Here is an 18,108-nt window from a genome sequence, read left to right as displayed (position 1 = left end):
GGCCTCCGGGAGAATCTCCCGGAGGCCATCGTCGTGTCTGGACGACTACTCGTCGCCGCCGAAGTCCCCGCCGAAGTCACCCTCGAACGCGTCCTCGATCATCTCGCCGGCGACCATGCCGCCCGCGACGCCGAGGGCCGCACCGGCCACCATGCCGCCCATCCCGTGCCCCCGGCTGTGACCGTGGCTCGGGCCGTACTGGGAGCGGAGGCTGCCGTAGCGGGAGGTGGTCTCGCGCAGCCAGCCGTCGACGACCTGCGCCCAGTCCACCCGGTCGGCGTCGGTGTGCGACACCTGGTAGCGGCCGAAGGCGTCGTGCCCGGCGCTGAGGAACCCGCCGCGCTTGTCGCACTCCAGGATGACCTCCACGCCGCGCTGACTGGTCACGAAGGTCAGCTCGGCCTCCCTGATCGTGCTCGCGTACTGCGGGGAGGCGAAGAACTCGATCTCCTGGTAGAACGGCAACGTCTGCTGGACACCACGGATGTGGCCCCGCTCCAGGTCGGCGTGCTTGAACCGGAAGCCGAGCCGCTGGAACGCCTCCAGGATCCGCTCGTGCACCGGCAACGGGTGCACGGCCACCTGGTCCAGGTCGCTCTTGTCGACGGCGCGGGCGATCGCCAGCTCGGTGCGCAGGCCCATCGTCATCCCGCGCAGGCGCTGGCCGTACACGTCGGTGATCGGGGTCTCCCACGGCACCGGCAGTTGGAACGGGATGGAGAGCTGCTGCTTCGGGGCGAGCTGGAGCGCACCGCTGACCGCCATCCGGTGGAACTCCATCGTGCCCGCGTACTCGGTGTCGTGTCCTTCGACCTCGACCCGGGTGACCAGCCCGATGACCACCTGCTCGATGGCTGCCTCGGCGTCGCCGCCGACGAGGTTGACCTGCCCGTCGAGGGTCAGGCCGGGCCGGGTGTTGGGGTTGGTCAGCACGGTGTCCACACTGGGACCGCCGACACCGAACGCGCTCAACATCTTCTTGAAGACCATCGAAACTCCTGTGCGACGCCGACCGCTCCAGGCTGGAGTCGGACGTTGACTCGAACGGCACCCTATCCAGCACCCCTGTGAGGTGGCTGTGAAGCGTGCCAGCTCGATCAGCACGTCACGCCGGCGATCACCAGTTCGACTGCACGAGCCGGGTCGTACCCGGCTCTGTTCAGCAACGCGTCCACGAAACAGCGGCCGGAGCCGTCGCCGATGTCGAGGAACAGGCCGAGATCGCACCGCTCGCCGAGGAGGGCGACCCGCAGATCGGGGCGGAGCAGATGCAGCGTGGTCATGACCTGCCAGGCCGCCTCGTCGCGCTGGGCACGGCGCACAGGGTCACACTCCCGCAGGGCCTCGGCGACACCCTCGGCGGTCGGGTCGAACCCGTCCAGCAGCGGCAGCAGCGACGGGTCCGCCAGGTAGGCGGCGGTCTGGAAGGTGAACCTGTGCACCTCCTCCCGCGCGAGGAGTTCGCGTACCAGTGGAAGTGCCCGCGCGTCCCGCCGCCGCGCCAACCCGCGGGCGCCTTCCGCGCGTACCTCCGGGTCGACGTCGCGGGTGCGGTCCCACAGCGCCCGCCGGACGTCATCGCCGTCGGCGGTGGCGGACCATCCGAGGGAGAACGTGGCCCACTCACGCACCTCGGGGTTGGAGTCGGTGCACAGAGCGATCAGGGCTGCCACCCCGTCCTCGGGCGGATGGTCGTCGATCAGCACCATCGGCAGAGCGACAGCGACCTGCAGACGTACGCCGGTGTCGGGGCTGCCGGCGAGGGTGAGCAGGACCGGTAGGACGCGGGGGTCGCAGGTGGCGGCCCCGGCGCGCGCGATCGAGCGGTGCACCGCCGGATCCGACTCCTGCGCGGCGAGGGCGACCAGGGCGGTCGCCACCTCTTCGCGGACGTCGTCCTCATGCACGTCACTCACCATGCCGAGCAGGTCGCAGGCGACCACCCGCACCACGGCGTCCGCGTCGGTGAGCCGCCCGAACGCCATTCGCACGGCCAACCGACCCGCACTGGCGGCCGGGCGCAACAGGTCCCACCCGTCGTCGGGGTCGTCCCGCCCGCCGCCGCGACGCGACCGCTCCACCGCCTGGGCGAACAACTCCGCCACCTCATGCGACTCCACGGCCGAATGCTGCCAGGCACGTCAACCGGCGGTGCGAGCTGATCGACTCGGGTTTCTGAAAAGCGGGGCATCACCCCGAGCCGGACACCCCGACTTTCGTGAACCCGAGTCGATCAAGGCCGGACGACCCTGCCTGCGCGCGGCCTAGTCGGGTTCCACGATCACCAGCTCACCGACCTGCTCGCCGATCGCGGCACGCGCCTCCGCCGGCAGGCCGCGGTCGGTGATCAGCACGTCGGCGGCCTCCAGCGGGGCGATGGTGGCGATACCGATGATCTCCCACTTGGTGTGGTCGGCGAGCACCACGAGCCGACGCGCCGCGCCGATCAGGCAGCGGTTGACACCGGCCTCCAGCAGGTTCGGCGTGGTGAGCCCGGTGCGGGGGCTGAGCCCGTGCACACCGAGGAAGAGCAGGTCGACGTTGAGCGCGCTGATCGCCGCCTCGGCCACCGGCCCGGTCAAGGCGTCCGACGGGGTACGGATGCCACCGGTCAACACGACGGTCTGGTCGGCGCGCGGGTTCTGGTAGAGCGCGTCGGCCACCGGGATGGAGTTGGTCACGACGGTCAGCCCGCGTACGTCGGAGAGCAGGGTGGCCAGCGCGGCGGTGGTGGTGCCCGCGGAGAGCGCGATGGCCATGCCCGGCTCGACCATTCTTGCCGCGCGCTCGGCGATGGTCCGCTTCTCCGCCTGCTGGCGGATCGACTTCGCCGCGAAGCCCGGCTCCTCGGCCGAACCCGGCCCGGCGAGCGTCGCGCCGCCGTGCACCTTGTCCACCAGACCGCGCTCGGCCAGCACCTCCAGGTCGCGCCGGATGGTCATGTCGGAGACACCGAACCGGCTGACCAGGTGGCTGACCCGCACGCCGCCGCGTTGGCGGATCAGATCGAGGATGGCGGTCTGCCGCTGCTGGGCGAGCATCTGGGGAACCTCCTTCGTGCCGTGGCTGTCGCCGGGGTCAGGCCGGGTCGTCGGCCCGATCCTCCCGGACGACCGCCACCTCACCGGCCGGCAGGGTCAGCTCACCGGCGCAGTGCGCCCCGGTCAGCAACTCCGTGCCGCGCACCGGGAGCCGCACCTCGGCATCGGTGTGGTTGATGACGAACAGCCAGCTCCGGTCGCCGTCGCGTCGACGGACGACCTCCACACCGGACGGTGCCGACGCGGCCGGGCGGACACCTGCCTCGTCGACGAGTCGGGCGACCAACCGGTCGGTGGCCGGCTCGTCCAGCCGGGTGCCGACATACCAGGCGGCGCCGTCGCCGACCCGGTGGCGGGTCAGCGCCGGCACGCCCGGCAAGGGCCCATCGGTGTACGACGCCAGCACCTCGGCGCCCTCGGGGTGCAGCCACTCGGTCCACACGTCCGCGGTGCTCCCGTCGTCGAGCCGGACCTGTTCGCCCTCCCGCAGCGGAAAGAACTCCTCGGTCCGTACGCCGAGCAGCTCACGGAACGCGCCCGGGTAACCGCCCAGCCGGATGTGGTCGTTCGCGTCGACGATGCCGCTGAAGTAGGTGACGGCGGCGGTGCCACCGGCCTCGACGTAGCGGTGCAGCGCCTCGACGTCGGCGTCGCGCACCAGGTAGAGGGTCGGTGCCAGGACAAGTCGGTAGCCGCTGAGGTCCGCCGACGGGTGGACGATGTCGGCGGTCACGCCGGCCCGCCACAGCGCCCCGTGGAGGGCGCCCAGCCGGTCGGCGTAGGTGACGTCGGCGCTGGGGTGTGAATCCAACTCGACCGCCCACCACGCGTCCCAGTCGAACAGGATCGCCACCTCGGCGTCCACCCGACTACCGCGTACCTCGGCCAGCGCCTTCAGGTCCGCGCCGAGCTGGCAGACCTCGCGGAACACCTTGGTGTCCGGCCCGGCGTGCGGCACCAGCGCGGAGTGGAACTTCTCGGCGCCGGCCCGGGAGGCGCGCCACTGGAAGAACAGCACGCCGTCCGCGCCCCGGGCGACGTGCGCCAGGCTGTTGCGGCGCAGCTGTCCGGGAAGTTTGGCCACGTTGCGCGGCTGCCAGTTGACCGCGCTGGTGGAGTGCTCCATGAGCAGCCACGGGTCACCGCCGGCGACGCCCCGGGTGTGGTCGGCGGCGAGCGCCAGCCCGAGATGTCCCTGCGGGTCGGCGCCGGTCAGGTAGTGGTCGTTGGAGACGAGGTCCACGTCGTCGGCCCACGAGTGGTAGTTCATGTGCTTGACGCCCATGCCGATCATGAAGTTGGTGGTGACCGGCTGCTGGACCAACGTCCGCAGCACCTCCCGTTCGGCGCGCAGCTGGGCGCGCTGCTCGTCGGAGGAGAAGCGCAGGAAGTCGAGTTGCTGCGTGGGGTTGGCGAAGGTCGGCGCGGTTCGCGGCGGGTTGATCTCGGCCCAGTCGCCGTAGCGCTGGCTCCAGAACGCGGTGCCCCAGGCGTCGTTGAGCTGGTCCAGGTCGCCGTAGCGCGCCCGCAGCCAGCCGCGGAACGCCTCGGCGCTGACGTCGCAGTAGCAGTGCACGTTGTGGCAGCCCAACTCGTTGGAGACGTGCCACATCACCACGGCCGGGTGCTCGGCGTACCGGCCGGCGACCGCTCGCACCAACTCCAGCGACCGCTCCCGGAACACCGGCGAGCTGGGGCAGTACGCCTGCCGTCCGCCCGGCCACAGGATCGCGCCGTCGGCGCGGCGGGGCAACGTCTCCGGGTGCGCGCGGGCCAGCCACGGCGGTGGGCTGGCGGTGGCGGTGGCGAGGTCGACCTGGATGCCGCCGTCGTGCAGCAGGTCCAGCACCCGGTCCAACCATCCGAACTCGAACCGGCCCGGAGTGGGCTCCAGCAGGGCCCAGGAGAAGATGCCGACCGAGACCAGGTTGACCCCGGCCCGGCGCATCAGCTCGATGTCCTCGGACCAGGTCTGCTCGGGCCACTGCTCGGGGTTGTAGTCGCCGCCGAAATAGATGCCGTCACCCTGCCATCGCCGCATGAGAGCTGAGGGTGCACCGGCCCGGACACGCAAGTCAACAGGTTCCAACATGGATTTTTTTCCAACGTTTACCTCGTAACAGCCATGTCACAACTGGGTTAGCGGAGGCGGAACGCCCCCTTGACAGCACCCGTCGGAGCGGTACTTTGAGCCCCCAATGGCCGTTCGTGTTCGTCAATGTGGGTTCTCGGTGAATCCCGATCGCTGACCACGACGGCCGCTCTGCCTTCACCACCCTGATGACCCTTGGGCGTAGCACCTCTTCACCCGCAGGAGGCACAGATGTCCCGTCCCCAATCCCAAGCCGAGTACCTGGCTCGGCTCGTACCACCCTCGGTCGCCGGCCTCAACCGACGCTCGCTGCTGGCCGGCGCTGCCGGCACCGGCGCGCTGCTCGGCACCGGCCTGCTCGCCGGCTGCGGCGACGACTCCGGTTCCGGGTCGGACTCGAAGGACGTGTCAGTCGGCTCGAACCAGTCCGACCCGAAGCCCAAGGACGTCACCGCCAAGGTCATGGACGGGTTCAAGACCGCGTCCGGCATCACGCCGGCGATCAACACGGTCGACCACAACACGTACCAGGAGAACATCAACAACTACCTGCAGGGCAAGCCGGACGACGTCTACATGTGGTTCGCCGGCTACCGGATGCGCTTCTTCGCCGCCAAGGGCCTGGCCAGCGACATCAGCGACGTGTGGGGCAAGCTCTCCGGCTTCTCCGACGCCTTCAAGAAGGCGTCCACGGGGGACGACGACAAGCAGTACTTCGTGCCCTCGTCGTACTACCCGTGGGCGATGTTCTACCGCAAGTCTGTGTGGCAGCAGTACGGCTACCAGGTGCCCACGACCCTGGACCAGCTCACCGCGCTCAGCGCGCAGATGAAGAGGGACGGCCTCACCCCGATCGCGTTCGCCGACAAGGACGGCTGGCCGGCGATGGGCACCTTCGACATCCTCAACCTGCGGATCAACGGCTACCAGTTCCACATCGACCTGATGGCCGGCAAGGAGGCCTGGACCTCCGACAAGGTCAAGAAGGTCTTCGACACCTGGGCCGGTCTGCTCCCCCTGCACCAGCCGGACAGCCTCGGCCGCACCTGGCAGGAGGCGGCGCAGTCGCTTCAGCAGAAGAAGAGCGGCATGTACCTGCTCGGCCTCTTCGTCGGCCAGCAGTTCAGCAACGAGGAGCAGAGCGACCTCGACTTCTTCACCTTCCCGGAGATCGACCCGGCGATCGGAGCCAAGGCGCTGGACGCGCCGATCGACGGCTACATGATGGCCCGCAAGCCCAAGAACGAGGCCAACGCCAGGAAGCTGCTGGAGTACGTGGGCGGCAAGGACGCCGCGAACATCACGGTGAAGAACGACCCGGCCACCCTCGTCGCCAACAGCAGCGCCGACGTCAGCGGCTACACCGCGTTGCAGAAGAAGGCCGCCGAGCTGGTCGGCTCAGCCACCGAGATCGCCCAGTTCCTCGACCGCGACACCCGGCCGGACTTCGCCTCGACGGTGATCATCCCGGCGATCCAGCAGTTCATCAAGAACCCCAAGGACATCAGCGGGCTCACCTCGTCCATCGAGAACCAGAAAAAGTCGATCTTCACTGACTGACGGCGGAAAGGGGAGGACATCGTGTCCGACCTGCCCCTGATCCAAGCGGATCGCGCCGTGCCGCCGCCGGCCGCGACCACCTCCACGGGTGGTCGCGGCCGTCGTCGGCGGCTACGGCTCCTGTCCCGCACCGACCGCGTGGTCATCACGCTCATGGTGCTCGTCCCGCTGCTGCTCGTCACCGGGTTCGTCTGGCTGCCGGCGGCGGCCACCGTGCTGCTCTCCGGCACCAACTGGGACGGCATCGGCCCCCTCAACGAAATCGAGTTCATCGGCGCCCGCAACTACAGCGACGTGGTGAACAACTATCCGCCGTTCGTGCCGGCGGTCCAGCACAACCTGCTGTGGTTGGCGGTCCTGTTCGTGATCGCCACCCCGTTCGGCATGTTCCTGGCCGTCCTGCTCGACAAGGAGCTGAAAGGCAGCCGCTTCTACCAGACCGCGCTCTACCTGCCGGTGGTGCTCTCGCTGGCGCTCATCGGCTTCGTCTGGCAGCTGCTGTATTCCCGCGACCAGGGCCTGATCAACGCGGTGTTCGGCAGCAACGTCGACTGGTACGGCGACTCCAGCGTCAACATCTGGGCGGTCATGGTCGCCTCCGGCTGGCGGCACGTCGGGTACATCATGCTGCTCTACCTGGCCGGGCTGAAGGGCGTCGACCCGTCGTTGCGGGAGGCCGCGGCGGTCGACGGCGCCTCGGAGAGCCGCACCTTCTTCCGGGTCGTCTTCCCGGTGCTGCGGCCGATCAACATCATCGTGCTGGTGGTGACGGTGATCGAGTCGCTGCGCGCGTTCGACCTGGTCTGGGTGGTCAACAAGGGCCGCAACGGGTTGGAGCTGATCTCGGCGCTGGTCACCCAGAACGTGGTGGGTGAGGCGAGCCGGATCGGGTTCGGCTCGGCGCTGGCGACGATCATGCTGATCGTCTCGCTGGTCTTCATCACCATCTACCTGGCGACCGTGATGAGGGAGAACCGGGAATGAGCACCGCGACCGTCACCCGGCCCACCGAGGGCGAGCCCGAGGCGCCAGCGCGCCGCCGCAAGCTGAGCCCGCTGCGGCTGTTGCTGCACGGCTTCCTCATCGTCGTCGCGCTGGTCTGGCTCTTCCCGATCGCCTGGGCGGTGCTGACCTCGCTGCGCTCGTACGACTACACCGCCGCCAACGGCTACGTCTCGTTCGGCGGCTGGACCTTCGACAACTACGTCACCGCCTGGCAGACGGCGGAGTTCGGCCAGCACTTCCTCAACTCGGTCTACATCACCGTGCCGGCCGTGCTGCTGACCCTCTTCCTCGCCTCCTGCGTGGCGTTCGTGATCGCCCGGTTCAGTTGGAAGCTCAACATCGTGCTGCTCGGGGTGTTCACCGCGGCCAACCTGCTGCCCCAGCAGGCGCTGCTCATCCCACTGTTCCGGGTGTTCACCGAGGTGCCACTGCCGGAGTTCATGAGCGACTCCGAGCTGCTGTACGACAGCTACTGGGGCCTGATCCTGATCAACGTCGCCTTCCAGTGTGGATTCTGCGTCTTCGTGCTCAGCAACTACATGAAGGCGCTACCGCGCGACCTGTACGAGGCGGCGATGGTCGACGGGGCGAGCATCTGGCGGCAGTACTGGCAGGTCACCATGCCGCTGTGCCGGCCGGCCCTGGCCGCGCTGGCGACCCTTGAGGTGACCTGGATCTACAACGAGTTCTTCTGGGCCACCGTCCTGATGCGCACCGGCGACAAGTTCCCGGTGACCAGCTCGCTGAACAACCTGCGCGGCGAGTTCTTCACCGACAACAACCTGGTCTCGGCGGGCAGCGTGCTCGTCGCGATCCCCACCCTGGTGATCTTCTTTATGCTCCAGCGGCACTTCGTCCGGGGCCTGACCTTGGGAGCCTCGAAGGGATGACGATCCTGCACCTGCGCCGCGCGCGGACCAGCCTGGTGCTCGACGCGCGCGGCCCGGGGCTGCCCCGGGTCGTGCACTGGGGCGGCGACGTCGGCGACCTCGACGACGACGGCCTGCGCCAGCTCGTGGACGCGACAGTGCCGCCGGTGGTGCCGAGCAGCTTCGACGAGCCGCCCGTGCTGTCGCTGCTGCCGGAAGCGAGTGCGGGCTGGAGTGGCCGGCCGGGGCTGGCCGGGCACCGCGACGGACGGGACTGGTCCACCTCCTTCCGTCTCGACGGGTTGGACGTGCGCGACGACGGGCCCGGCGCGGCGCTGCTGACCGTGCGGGCGTCGGACTCGGCCGCCGGGCTGACAGTGACCAGCGAGATCATGCTCGACCCGCACGGCCTGCTGACCGTCCGGCACCGGCTGCGCAACGATGGCGACACGGCCTACGAGCTACGGGAGCTGACCCCGGTGCTGCCGGTGCCGGCGGTCGCCACCGAGCTGCTCGACCTGACCGGCCGGTGGTGCCGGGAGCGGTCCCCGCAGCGGCACCGGTGGCAGCAGGGCGCCTGGGCGCGCGAGGGTCGACACGGTCGCACCGGTCACGACGCCACGCTGCTGCTGGTGGCGGGCACCGCCCGGTTCGGCTTCGGCCACGGCGAGGTGTGGGGGGTGCACACCGCGTGGAGCGGCGACCACGTCACCTTCGCCGAGCGCCGGCCCACCGGCGAGTCGACCCTCGGTGGCGGCGAGCTGCTCACCCCCGGTGAGATCCGGCTCGGCCCCGGCGAGTCGTACGAGTCTCCGTTGCTCTACGCGGTCTGGTCCGACACCGGGCTGGACGGGCTCAGCGACGTGCTGCACACGCACCTGCGGGCCCGGCCCGGGCACCCGCGCTCCCCCCGCCCGGTGACCCTCAACGTCTGGGAGGCGGTCTACTTCGACCACGACCTGGACCGGCTGCGGGCCCTCGCCGACCGGGCCGCGCAGATCGGCGTGGAGCGGTTCGTGCTCGACGACGGTTGGTTCCGGGGTCGGCGCGACGACACCGCCGGCCTCGGCGACTGGTACGTCGACGAGGGCGTCTGGCCCGACGGCCTGCAACCGCTGATCGACCACGTGGCCGGCCAGGGCCTTCAGTTCGGTCTCTGGGTGGAGCCGGAGATGGTCAACCCCGACTCCGACCTGTTCCGCGCGCACCCCGACTGGCTGCTGGCCGTACCGGGGCGACTGCCGCCGTCCTGGCGCAACCAGCAGGTGCTCGACCTGGGCCGCCCGGAGGCGTACGACCACGTGCGGGACCGGCTCCACGCGCTGCTCACCGAACACCCCGGCATCAGCTACCTCAAGTGGGACCAGAACCGGGACCTCACCGAGGCCGGGCACCACGGCCACCCGGGGGTGCACGGGCAGACCCTTGCGGTCTACCGGCTCTTCGACGAGTTGCGCAGCCTCCACCCGGGTCTGGAGATCGAGAGCTGTTCGTCCGGCGGGGCCCGGGTGGACCTGGCCATCCTGGCGCGCACCGACCGGGTCTGGGCCAGTGACTGCAACGACGCCCTGGAACGGCTCAGCATCCAGCGCTGGACCGGCCTGCTGCTGCCGCCGGAGCTGATCGGCACGCACATCGGCCCGCAACGCTCGCACACCACCAACCGCGTGCACGACCTCGGATTCCGGGCGGCCACCGCGCTCTTCGGCCACCACGGCATCGAGTGGGACATCGCCTCGATCAGCACCGACGAGCAGACCGAACTGGCTGCCTGGGTGGCACTGCACAAGCGGCTGCGCCCGCTGCTGCACGCTGGCCGGGTGGTCCGGGTCGACCACCACGACCCGGCCGTCTGGGCGCACGGCGTCATCGACCACGACGGCACCCGAGCGGTGTACGCGGTGGCGCGGCTGGCCACCTCCGCGACGCCGTACCCCGGCCCCGTCCGGCTGCCGGGCCTGGACCCGGACCGCCGTTACCGGGTGCGGCCGGCATCCGGCGTGCCGGCGCCGGCGACCATCGACCGGTCCGCACCGGGCCGGCTCGCGGGCGGCGTCGTCCTGAGCGGGGCGGCACTGGCCCGGATGGGTGTCCAACTGCCCGCGCTGCACCCGGAGCAGAGCCTGGTGCTGGAGGTCGACGCCGTCGACTGAAAAGATTCTGGAGATTCTTCGGGCGGGGTGTCGAGAACGGCGCTGGCTGCTTCTACCTCAGGGTGAGAGCACCGAGGATGGTGCACAGCTGTGAGGAGCAAACCATGAAGTACATGCTGCTGATGCAGTTCAGCGCCGCCGGGACCGACTTCCCGAGCATCGACACCTGGACCCCGGCGGAGGTCCAGGCGCACATCGCGTTCATGGGCGAGGTCAACGAGAAGCTCACCGCCGCCGGGGAGTGGGTCGACGGGCAGGGTCTCGGCGGCCCGCAGCAGGCCCGGATCGTCCGCGCCGGGGAGGGCGGCGCGCCGGTGGTCACCGAGGGGCCGTTCGCCGAGACGAAGGAGTTCCTCGCCGGCTTCTGGATCGTGGACTGCGACAGCCCGCAGCGGGCGGTGGAGCTGGCCGCGCACATCTCCACCGCGCCCGGCCCCGGCGGACGACCGCTGAACATGCCGATCGAGGTGCACCCGGTGATGTCCGCCCCACCGCAGGAGCTGTGAACGCTGGCCACCGATCCCCACGTCGAGGACCTGCTGCGCGAGCTGGCGCCGCAGGTCCTCGGCGTGCTCGCCCGCCGTTTCGGTGACTTCGCCACCGCCGAGGACGCGGTGCAGGAGGCCCTGCTGGCCGCCGCGACCCAGTGGCCGGTCGATGGGCTGCCGGCGAATCCGCGCGGCTGGCTGATCCAGGTCGGTTACCGCCGGATGATCGAGCTGATCCGGGCCGAGCAGGCCCGACGCCGGCGGGAGGACCTGGTCGCCCGTCGGGACCCGGACGACCAGCGGTACGCACCCGCCGCGGACGACCAGTTGACCGCCGAGCGGGACGACACCCTGGTCCTGCTCTTCCTCTGCTGCCACCCGGCGCTCGCCCCGACGTCGGCCGTGGCGCTGACCCTGCGCGCCGTCGGCGGACTGAGCACCGCCGAGATCGCCCGCGCGTTCCTGGTGCCCGAGGCGACCATGGCCCAGCGGATCAGCCGTGCCAAGCAGCGCATCCGCGCGTCCGGGCTGTCGTTCCGGATGCCCGAGCCGGAGGAGCGGTCCGAACGGCTGGCGGCCGTACGGCAGGTGCTCTACCTGGTCTTCACCGAGGGGCACACCAGCACCACCGGCCCGGACCTGCGCCGGATCGACCTCGCGGCCGAGGCGATCCGGCTGACCCGCGCACTGCACGCGTTGCTGCCCGACGACAGCGAGTCGGCCGGTCTACTGGCGTTGATGCTGCTCACCGAGGCGCGCGGCCCGGCACGGACCGGGCCGTCCGGCGAGCTGATCTCACTGGCCGACCAGGACCGCGGCCGTTGGGACGCGACGGCGATCGCCGAGGGCGTCGCCCTCGTCACCTGGGCGTTGCCGCGTGGGCCGGTCGGGCCGTACCAGGTGCAGGCCGCCATCGCCGCCCTGCACGACGAGGCAACGAGCACCGAGCAGACCGACTGGCCGCAGATCCTGGCGCTCTACGAGGTGCTGGAACGGCTCGTCGGCAGCCCGGTGGTGGCACTCAACCGGGCCGTGGCAACTGCCATGGTGCACGGGCCGGCAGCGGGTCTCGCCGCCCTCGACGCCCTGGCCGACGACCCCCGGTTGGCCGGGCACCACCGGCTGCCCGCTGCCCGCGCCCACCTGCACGAGATGGCCGGTGACCGCGAGCAGGCGATCGTCGACTACCGGGCCGCCGCCGCCCGGACGAGCAGCCTGCCCGAGCAGCGCTACCTCACCATGCGAGCGGCCCGGCTCGCCGCCGAGTCCGTCGATCTCCCGTAACGACAGGGATCAACTCGTCCCGCGCGGCGTGATCCAGGCAGCTTCACCCGCCACAGTGGGCAATCTTGGACAGTTTCCGTTAGCGCTGAACGGAAAGTGTCCAAGATCTGCCCTGCCAGCCCTGCCCCAGCCCTGTCGTGGACCCCAGCGCGAGGAAACGGCCCAGGGCGGCGGCGCGACCGACGACGGCGCAGCCCGCAGCGGTGGGCGGCGGGGATGCCGGGCTATCCGTGGAGCTGATGCCGTAGACGATTCATCCACCAGGACGGCGCACGGCCAATCCGCTGAGGAAGTCTGATTCGTCGCCACATCCGATTCGTTCGTGACATCAGCTCCAGAGGCGTTCCGTGACAGATGCCGGGGCCACACGGACGCCACGCGACGGGTTGGCTGGACATCAACCTGAGGTGGGGCGGGTCGGCGGGGCAAGGACAGCGCCGGCACTAGCCTGGGCGACGACGGGTTCATCTACCACGAAGGACCAAGGGGACGCATGGCGTACGTGCTGCTGGGGATCGCCATTCTCGCCGAGGTGGTGGCGACCAGCCTGATCAAGAGCACCGCCGGGTTCAGTCGGCTCTGGCCGACGGTGGCGTGTCTCGGCGGCTACGCGCTGGCGTTCCTCCTGCTGGCCCAGGCCGTCAAGGAGATCCCGGTGGGCGTCGCGTACGCCCTCTGGTCGGGTCTGGGTACCGCGGCCATCGTGGCGATCGGGGCGGTGTTCCTGGGTGAGTCGGTGGGGCTCGCCAAGCTCACCGGCATCGCGCTGATCATCGCCGGGGTGGTCATCGTGAACCTGACCGGGGAGCACTGACCAGGACGGTTCCCGGTGGCCGGGTCCGACGCGGACCCGGCCACCGGTGCGACGGTCAGCTCGCCGTGCAGCTCACCGCCGGCAGACTGTTGGTGCCGGTCCAGCCGCCGATGAATCCGAAGGTGGTGCTGGCACCGGCGGCCAGTCGGCCGTTGTAGTCCACGTTGCGGGCGGTCACGGTGGCCCCGCTGCTGGTCACTGTCGCGCTCCAGGTCTGGCTGACGCTCTGGCCGTTGGCGAACGTCCACCGGGTGGTCCAGCCCGTGATCGCGGCGCTGCCGGCGGTCACCCGCACCTCACCCTGGAAGCCGCCCTGCCACTGGCCGGTCACCGTGTAGGTCGCCGTGCAGCCACCCGCAGGTGGAGGCGTGGTCGGGGGCGGTGTGGTCGGCGGAGGCGTCGTGGGCGGCGGGGTGGTCGGCGGCAAACTGCTGAAGACGCTGGCCTCCCGGGCCGTCTGCCGGATGCCGTTGGCGCCGTTGAAGAGCCGCTGACCCCACGTGGTCAGGTTGGCCGGGTTGAACGAGGTGGCCAGGTCGAGATATTCGACGCCGCCGCCGTTGCCACTCCACGACCAACCGAGCCAGCCGATCCCGTTCGCCTGGCTGTAGGCGAGGATGGTGTCCTCGTCCGGGTCACCGTCGGAGTGGTTGAAGCCGAACTCACCGACCACGATGGGCAGCCCCGCCGAGCGGAAGCGGCCCAGATAGTCGCTGATCTCCGCGGCGGTGTCGAAGACCCCGTACATGTGGATGGAGAAGACGGTGTTGCGGGCCGGGTCCGCAGCGAAGACCGACGCGGCGTTGTCGCGCATGGTGAACGACCAGTCCTGTCCCCAGTTCGGGGCGTCCACCATGATCGTGTGGGTCAGCCCACCGGCACGCAGGCGCTTGATCGCGTCGGCGTTGTCGGTGGCCCAGGAAGCGTAGTTCTGATTGCCGTACGGTTCGTTGCCGATATTGACGATGACGAATCGTTCCTGGCCGGCGAGGACGTCGGCGAGACTGAGCCAGTAGTCGACGGCGCGGTCGAGAGTGATGGCGCCGCTCTGTTCGCCGTACCCGGTGGTGTCGTGCACCTCCAGCACGCAGATCAGCCGGTTGCCCTTGCACGTCGAGATGACGTTGGCGACGTCGGCGTTGGTGTTGCGGGTCCACCGGTCGCCGCTGGAGAGCACCACCCGCACGGTGTTCGCGCCGAGCGCCTTGACGTCGGCGAACGAGCTGGTCTGCTGCGGATACCAGGTGTGGGCGTGGTTGACGCCGCGCATGACGAATTCGGTGCCGTTGGCGTCGTACAACCTGCCGTTCGCGACGGAGAAACCAGCCGCGGCGTGCGCCGGCTGGCCGAATGCCAGCACGGCGACGAGCAACGCGAGCAGGGCCGCCGCGACGGCGGAGAGTCGAGTCTTCATGGCCTTCCTCAGGGAGGACCCCCGGTGCCCGACAGGGGTGGGACGTGACAGGGGAAGGCGGCTGCAGCCCGGCAGCCGCGCCCGGATCCCGGCGCGCAGGCATCAGCGTAGGACGATGGCTTGGCCACCGCAACCGGTTCAGTTGGCAGGCTCCGAGCCCAGACAGCCGCAACGGCCCACGCGAACGCGGGCCGTCACGGGGCGATCATCCCCACCACAGGATGTGCGCCACAGCCGGCTCTTAACCGGTTAAGAGCGACGGTAGGCAGGTCGCCGCGATCCGTCAAGCAGCACCGGCGTCGAACCGGACGGGAGGGTTGACGGCCGCCGACCTGGGTATCCGGGGAACGATCCGTTGGTGAAAGGGGATACAGGATGGTCAGCGTCGGTTACACCCTGATGGGCGAGCAGGCCGGTCCCAAGCAACTGGTGGACCACGCGGTACGCGCCGAGGCCGCCGGCTTCGACCAGCTCGTGATGTCCGACCACTACTACCCCTGGCTGGATTCGCAGGGCCACTCGCCGTACGCCTGGTCGGTGCTCGGCGCGGTCGCCCACGCCACCTCCCGCGCGGAGCTGATGTCCTTCGTGACCTGCCCGATCCGCCGCTACCACCCGGCCGTCGTGGCGCAGAAGGCCAGCACGATCGGCGCGCTCTCCGACGGCCGGTTCACCCTCGGCCTCGGTGCCGGCGAGAACCTGAACGAGCACGTGGTCGGCGGGTGGCCGCACGTGCAGCAACGCCACGAGATGTTCGAGGAGGCGTTGCAGATCATCCGGCCGTTGCTCAACGGGGAGACGCTGACCTTCTCCGGCAACCACTTCGACGTGCCCGACGCCTACATCTGGGACCGGCCGGAGCGGCCGGTGCCGATGGCCGTCGCCGCCTCCGGTCGACAGTCCGCGACGCTGGCCGCCGAGTATGGCAACGGCATCATCTCCACCGAACCCGACCGGCACATCATCGAGATGTACGACGACGCCGGCGGCGCCGGTCAGCCCCGCTACGGACAGGTGGCCATCTGCTACGGCCCCGACGAGGCGGAGTGTCGCAAGATCGTGCACGACCAGTTCCGCTGGTTCGGGATGGGTTGGAAGGTCAACGCCGACCTGCCCGGGCCGGACTCCTTCGCCGCCGCCACCCAGTTCGTCCGGGAGGAGGACGTCGCCGAGGGCGTCCCCTGCGGCCCGGACGTGGACGCGCACGTGGAGGCGTTCCGCAAGTTCGTCGACGCCGGCTTCACCCACGTGGCGATCATCCAGGTCGGTGGGGAGACCCAGCCCATGTTCCTCGACTGGGCGCAGGAGCAACTGCTGCCCCGGTTGCGCGAGCTGTGAAGCCGACCGGTGAGCCGGAGGAGTCGACCCGTCTCACGCCCGCCGGCCGGTTCGGCCCGGCCGAGCTGTGGCTCGCCATGGCCGCTCCCCGGTCGGCCTCCGGGCTGACCAGCGAGTGGCGGCTCGTCGACGGACTGCGCACCCACACCCGGCGCGGGGCCGACCCGGGCACCGGGGCACCTCCCGTGGTGCTGCTGCACGGCCTGGCGGTCTCCCACCGGTACCTCACCGCGCTGGCCGTCGCGCTCTCCCCCACCCACCCGGTGTACGTGCCGGACCTGCCCGGCTTCGGGCTGAGCGAGCACCCCCGGGGCGCGTACGACGTGGCCGCTCACGCCGAGCACGTGGCCGCCTGGCTGGCCGCGTACCGGTTGCCGCCGGTCTGCCTGCTCGGCCACTCGTTCGGCGCGGAGGTGGCCGCCGCGCTCGCCGCGAACCACCCGGACGCGGTACGCGCTCTGGTGTTGGCCGGACCGACCAGTGACCCGACCGCGCGGTCCCGCACGGGCCTGTTCGGCCGGTGGCTGGTGGACTGCCTGCGCGAGGCGCCGTTGCAGGCGCCGATCCTGGTCCGGGACGTCTGGAACGCCCGGCCCTGGCGGGTCCTCGCGACGCTGTCGCACTCGGTGCACAACGCGATCGAGGCAGACCTCGTCCGCGTCACCGCGCCCACTCTCGTCGTGACCGGTGCGCGCGACCCGGTCGTACCGGCACCGTGGCGGGACGAGGCGACCCGGCTGGTGCCGGACGCCGACCTGGTGGTCGTCCCCGGCGCCGCGCACAACGTGGTCACGACGGCCCCGACGCAGGTGGCGGACGCGTGCCGCCGCCTGCTCACCCCTCATCCCGCACTCCTGGACAGGTGACGCTCATGCGCTTCGGCAACGTGGAGATCCGCCCGCTCGGTGGTGGCCTCGGCTGCCTCCTGATGATCCTCTTCTCGATCCTCGCCTCGGTGGTGCTCACCGTCCTGCTCAACCTGGTGCTCTGAGGCGTCCGCGCTTCGGCGCTGCCACTGTCAGCGGCGTCGCTCGGCGCGTGACGGTCAGCGCCGCAGGCCCAGGGCGCTGAGCACCTCCCGGTAGGCCAACCGGGCCGGGTCGAGCACCGCGCGGCGGATCCAGCGGGCCACCGGTACGACGGTGGCCCGCCAGGCCACCCCGAGCCCGTGCGCCACCGGCACGACAGTCACCGACCAGACCCACCGGACACCTCGCAGCAGCGGGAGCACTGTGTGCCGCCACACCCAGCGCAGCCCACGCCCGAGCGGGCGCAGCAGCAGGCGGTGGAGCAGCCGCAGCACCCGTCCAGCCGCCCGCCACGCGCCCACCACCGCGGCGACGACCAGCCGACCGAACCCCACGGCGACCCACCAGATCCCCCGGACCAACCCGACGATCGCGGCGCGCACCGCCCCGGCCAGCACGCCGACGCCCCGCCACAGCAACCGTCCAACGGGGGTGAGCGCCACGCCCAGCCAGCGCAGCGGCGGCAGGACCAGTCGTTCGACGAGCCAGACCAGCGGCGCCCAGACCAGCGTGGCGACAACCCAGGCGATGCCGTACGCCAGCCACACCAGCGGTTGCCAGATCAGGGTGCGGGCTGCCCATGCGAGACCCCGCCCCAGCCAGACCAGCGGGAGCCAGACGAGGGTCAGGGCCACCCAGCGCAACGGAAGCCAGAGCAGGTTGCGGGCGCACCAGACCAGCGGGACCCAGAGGAGTCGGTGCAGCGCCCAGGACAGCGGGGACAGCAGCCACCGGCGCAGGAACCGGCCGACGGGGCTGAGCAGGCTCCGGTACACCAGCCGGCCGGCAGCCGCGATCAGCTCCCAGAGCAGGCGTACCGGCAGCACCACGACCAGCGCCACACCCCGCGCGACGGCCGCGACGAGCGGGAGCGCGACGGCGGCCGGCTCTGCCGTGTCCACAGTCGACGGTGTCGGGCGCACCACCGTTGGTGCGCCACGGTTTTCGCTCGGCGGCCCGGGCAGCGGCGAGTGGGCGATGGGACGGTCGGTCACGGTGGGCACGGTAACCGGTCCGTGCCA

General features: G+C 70.6%; 15 protein-coding genes. 9 read left to right on the top strand and 6 right to left on the bottom strand.

Annotated features, from left to right (window positions below; genetic code table 11):
- Positions 1–45: 45 nt before the first annotated feature.
- From CLT68_RS14960 to CLT68_RS14945, 4 genes are all read right to left on the bottom strand, one after another.
- The gene (locus tag CLT68_RS14960; protein WP_099851590.1) at positions 46–990 is read right to left on the bottom strand and encodes a sporulation protein; all 945 of its coding nucleotides are present in this window, start codon (positions 988–990) and stop codon (positions 46–48) included.
- A gap of 107 nt (positions 991–1,097) precedes the next feature.
- Entirely contained in the window at positions 1,098–2,120 is a 1,023-nt protein-coding gene (locus CLT68_RS14955; RefSeq protein ID WP_099851589.1) for a HEAT repeat domain-containing protein, read from the bottom strand.
- A 144-nt stretch (positions 2,121–2,264) separates the two neighbouring features.
- Positions 2,265–3,041: a DeoR/GlpR family DNA-binding transcription regulator gene (locus CLT68_RS14950; protein WP_099851587.1), complete on the bottom strand. Its 777-nt coding sequence runs from the start codon at positions 3,039–3,041 to the stop codon at positions 2,265–2,267.
- A gap of 37 nt (positions 3,042–3,078) precedes the next feature.
- Complete coding sequence (locus CLT68_RS14945) at positions 3,079–5,082, bottom strand: beta-galactosidase (RefSeq protein ID WP_099851585.1); 2,004 nt, start codon at positions 5,080–5,082, stop codon at positions 3,079–3,081.
- Positions 5,083–5,364: 282 nt separating this feature from the next.
- On the opposite strand from CLT68_RS14945, the gene CLT68_RS14940 reads away from it, so the two are divergent.
- The 7 genes from CLT68_RS14940 to CLT68_RS14910 all read left to right on the top strand — a co-directional run bounded on the left by CLT68_RS14940 (position 5,365) and on the right by CLT68_RS14910 (position 13,306).
- Complete coding sequence (locus CLT68_RS14940) at positions 5,365–6,693, top strand: ABC transporter substrate-binding protein (protein ID WP_088946925.1); 1,329 nt, start codon at positions 5,365–5,367, stop codon at positions 6,691–6,693.
- Positions 6,694–6,714: 21 nt separating this feature from the next.
- Positions 6,715–7,677: a carbohydrate ABC transporter permease gene (locus tag CLT68_RS14935; protein WP_088946924.1), complete on the top strand. Its 963-nt coding sequence runs from the start codon at positions 6,715–6,717 to the stop codon at positions 7,675–7,677.
- Entirely contained in the window at positions 7,674–8,588 is a 915-nt protein-coding gene (locus CLT68_RS14930) for a carbohydrate ABC transporter permease (RefSeq protein WP_099851584.1), read from the top strand. Before CLT68_RS14935 ends, CLT68_RS14930 begins: the two co-directional genes overlap by 4 nt.
- Positions 8,585–10,720, top strand: coding sequence for an alpha-galactosidase (locus CLT68_RS14925; RefSeq protein WP_099851582.1), 2,136 nt, complete (start codon positions 8,585–8,587; stop codon positions 10,718–10,720). The genes CLT68_RS14930 and CLT68_RS14925 overlap by 4 nt, the downstream gene beginning before the upstream one ends.
- Before the next feature lie 104 nt (positions 10,721–10,824).
- Complete coding sequence (locus CLT68_RS14920; protein WP_088946921.1) at positions 10,825–11,226, top strand: YciI family protein; 402 nt, start codon at positions 10,825–10,827, stop codon at positions 11,224–11,226.
- 3 nt (positions 11,227–11,229) lie between these two features.
- Entirely contained in the window at positions 11,230–12,492 is a 1,263-nt protein-coding gene (locus tag CLT68_RS14915; protein WP_099851580.1) for a sigma-70 family RNA polymerase sigma factor, read from the top strand.
- A gap of 493 nt (positions 12,493–12,985) precedes the next feature.
- Complete coding sequence (locus tag CLT68_RS14910) at positions 12,986–13,306, top strand: DMT family transporter (RefSeq protein ID WP_099851579.1); 321 nt, start codon at positions 12,986–12,988, stop codon at positions 13,304–13,306.
- Positions 13,307–13,361: 55 nt separating this feature from the next.
- Here the strand turns inward: CLT68_RS14910 and CLT68_RS14905 are convergent, their stop codons facing one another.
- Positions 13,362–14,720 carry a cellulase family glycosylhydrolase gene (locus CLT68_RS14905; protein ID WP_099851578.1) on the bottom strand — a complete coding sequence of 453 codons (1,359 nt, stop codon included), beginning with the start codon at positions 14,718–14,720 and terminating at the stop codon, positions 13,362–13,364.
- A gap of 375 nt (positions 14,721–15,095) precedes the next feature.
- Here CLT68_RS14905 and CLT68_RS14900 point away from each other — a divergent pair, with 375 nt between their 5' ends.
- The gene (locus CLT68_RS14900) at positions 15,096–16,058 is read left to right on the top strand and encodes a TIGR03557 family F420-dependent LLM class oxidoreductase (RefSeq protein WP_099851576.1); all 963 of its coding nucleotides are present in this window, start codon (positions 15,096–15,098) and stop codon (positions 16,056–16,058) included.
- Entirely contained in the window at positions 16,055–16,924 is an 870-nt protein-coding gene (locus tag CLT68_RS14895) for an alpha/beta fold hydrolase (RefSeq protein WP_486482173.1), read from the top strand. Before CLT68_RS14900 ends, CLT68_RS14895 begins: the two co-directional genes overlap by 4 nt.
- A 179-nt stretch (positions 16,925–17,103) precedes the next feature.
- Here CLT68_RS14895 and CLT68_RS14890 read toward each other — a convergent pair whose 3' ends face one another.
- Entirely contained in the window at positions 17,104–18,081 is a 978-nt protein-coding gene (locus tag CLT68_RS14890) for a hypothetical protein (RefSeq protein ID WP_143743187.1), read from the bottom strand.
- Between the last annotated feature and the right edge of the window lie 27 nt (positions 18,082–18,108).

The organism is Micromonospora sp. CNZ299 (assembly GCF_002754415.1).
The sequence above is the reverse complement of the archived record's forward strand: the minus strand, read 5'-3'. Positions and strand labels throughout refer to the sequence as shown.

Coding starts and splice junctions, on each gene's coding strand:
- CLT68_RS14960 (WP_099851590.1), bottom strand. CDS start 990: ATGGTCTTCAAGAAGATGTTGAGCGCGTTCGGTGTCGGCGGTCCCAGT.
- CLT68_RS14905 (WP_099851578.1), bottom strand. CDS start 14,720: ATGAAGACTCGACTCTCCGCCGTCGCGGCGGCCCTGCTCGCGTTGCTC.
- CLT68_RS14910 (WP_099851579.1), top strand. CDS start 12,986: ATGGCGTACGTGCTGCTGGGGATCGCCATTCTCGCCGAGGTGGTGGCG.
- CLT68_RS14950 (WP_099851587.1), bottom strand. CDS start 3,041: ATGCTCGCCCAGCAGCGGCAGACCGCCATCCTCGATCTGATCCGCCAA.
- CLT68_RS14925 (WP_099851582.1), top strand. CDS start 8,585: ATGACGATCCTGCACCTGCGCCGCGCGCGGACCAGCCTGGTGCTCGAC.
- CLT68_RS14930 (WP_099851584.1), top strand. CDS start 7,674: ATGAGCACCGCGACCGTCACCCGGCCCACCGAGGGCGAGCCCGAGGCG.
- CLT68_RS14920 (WP_088946921.1), top strand. CDS start 10,825: ATGAAGTACATGCTGCTGATGCAGTTCAGCGCCGCCGGGACCGACTTC.
- CLT68_RS14945 (WP_099851585.1), bottom strand. CDS start 5,082: ATGCGGCGATGGCAGGGTGACGGCATCTATTTCGGCGGCGACTACAAC.
- CLT68_RS14900 (WP_099851576.1), top strand. CDS start 15,096: ATGGTCAGCGTCGGTTACACCCTGATGGGCGAGCAGGCCGGTCCCAAG.
- CLT68_RS14940 (WP_088946925.1), top strand. CDS start 5,365: ATGTCCCGTCCCCAATCCCAAGCCGAGTACCTGGCTCGGCTCGTACCA.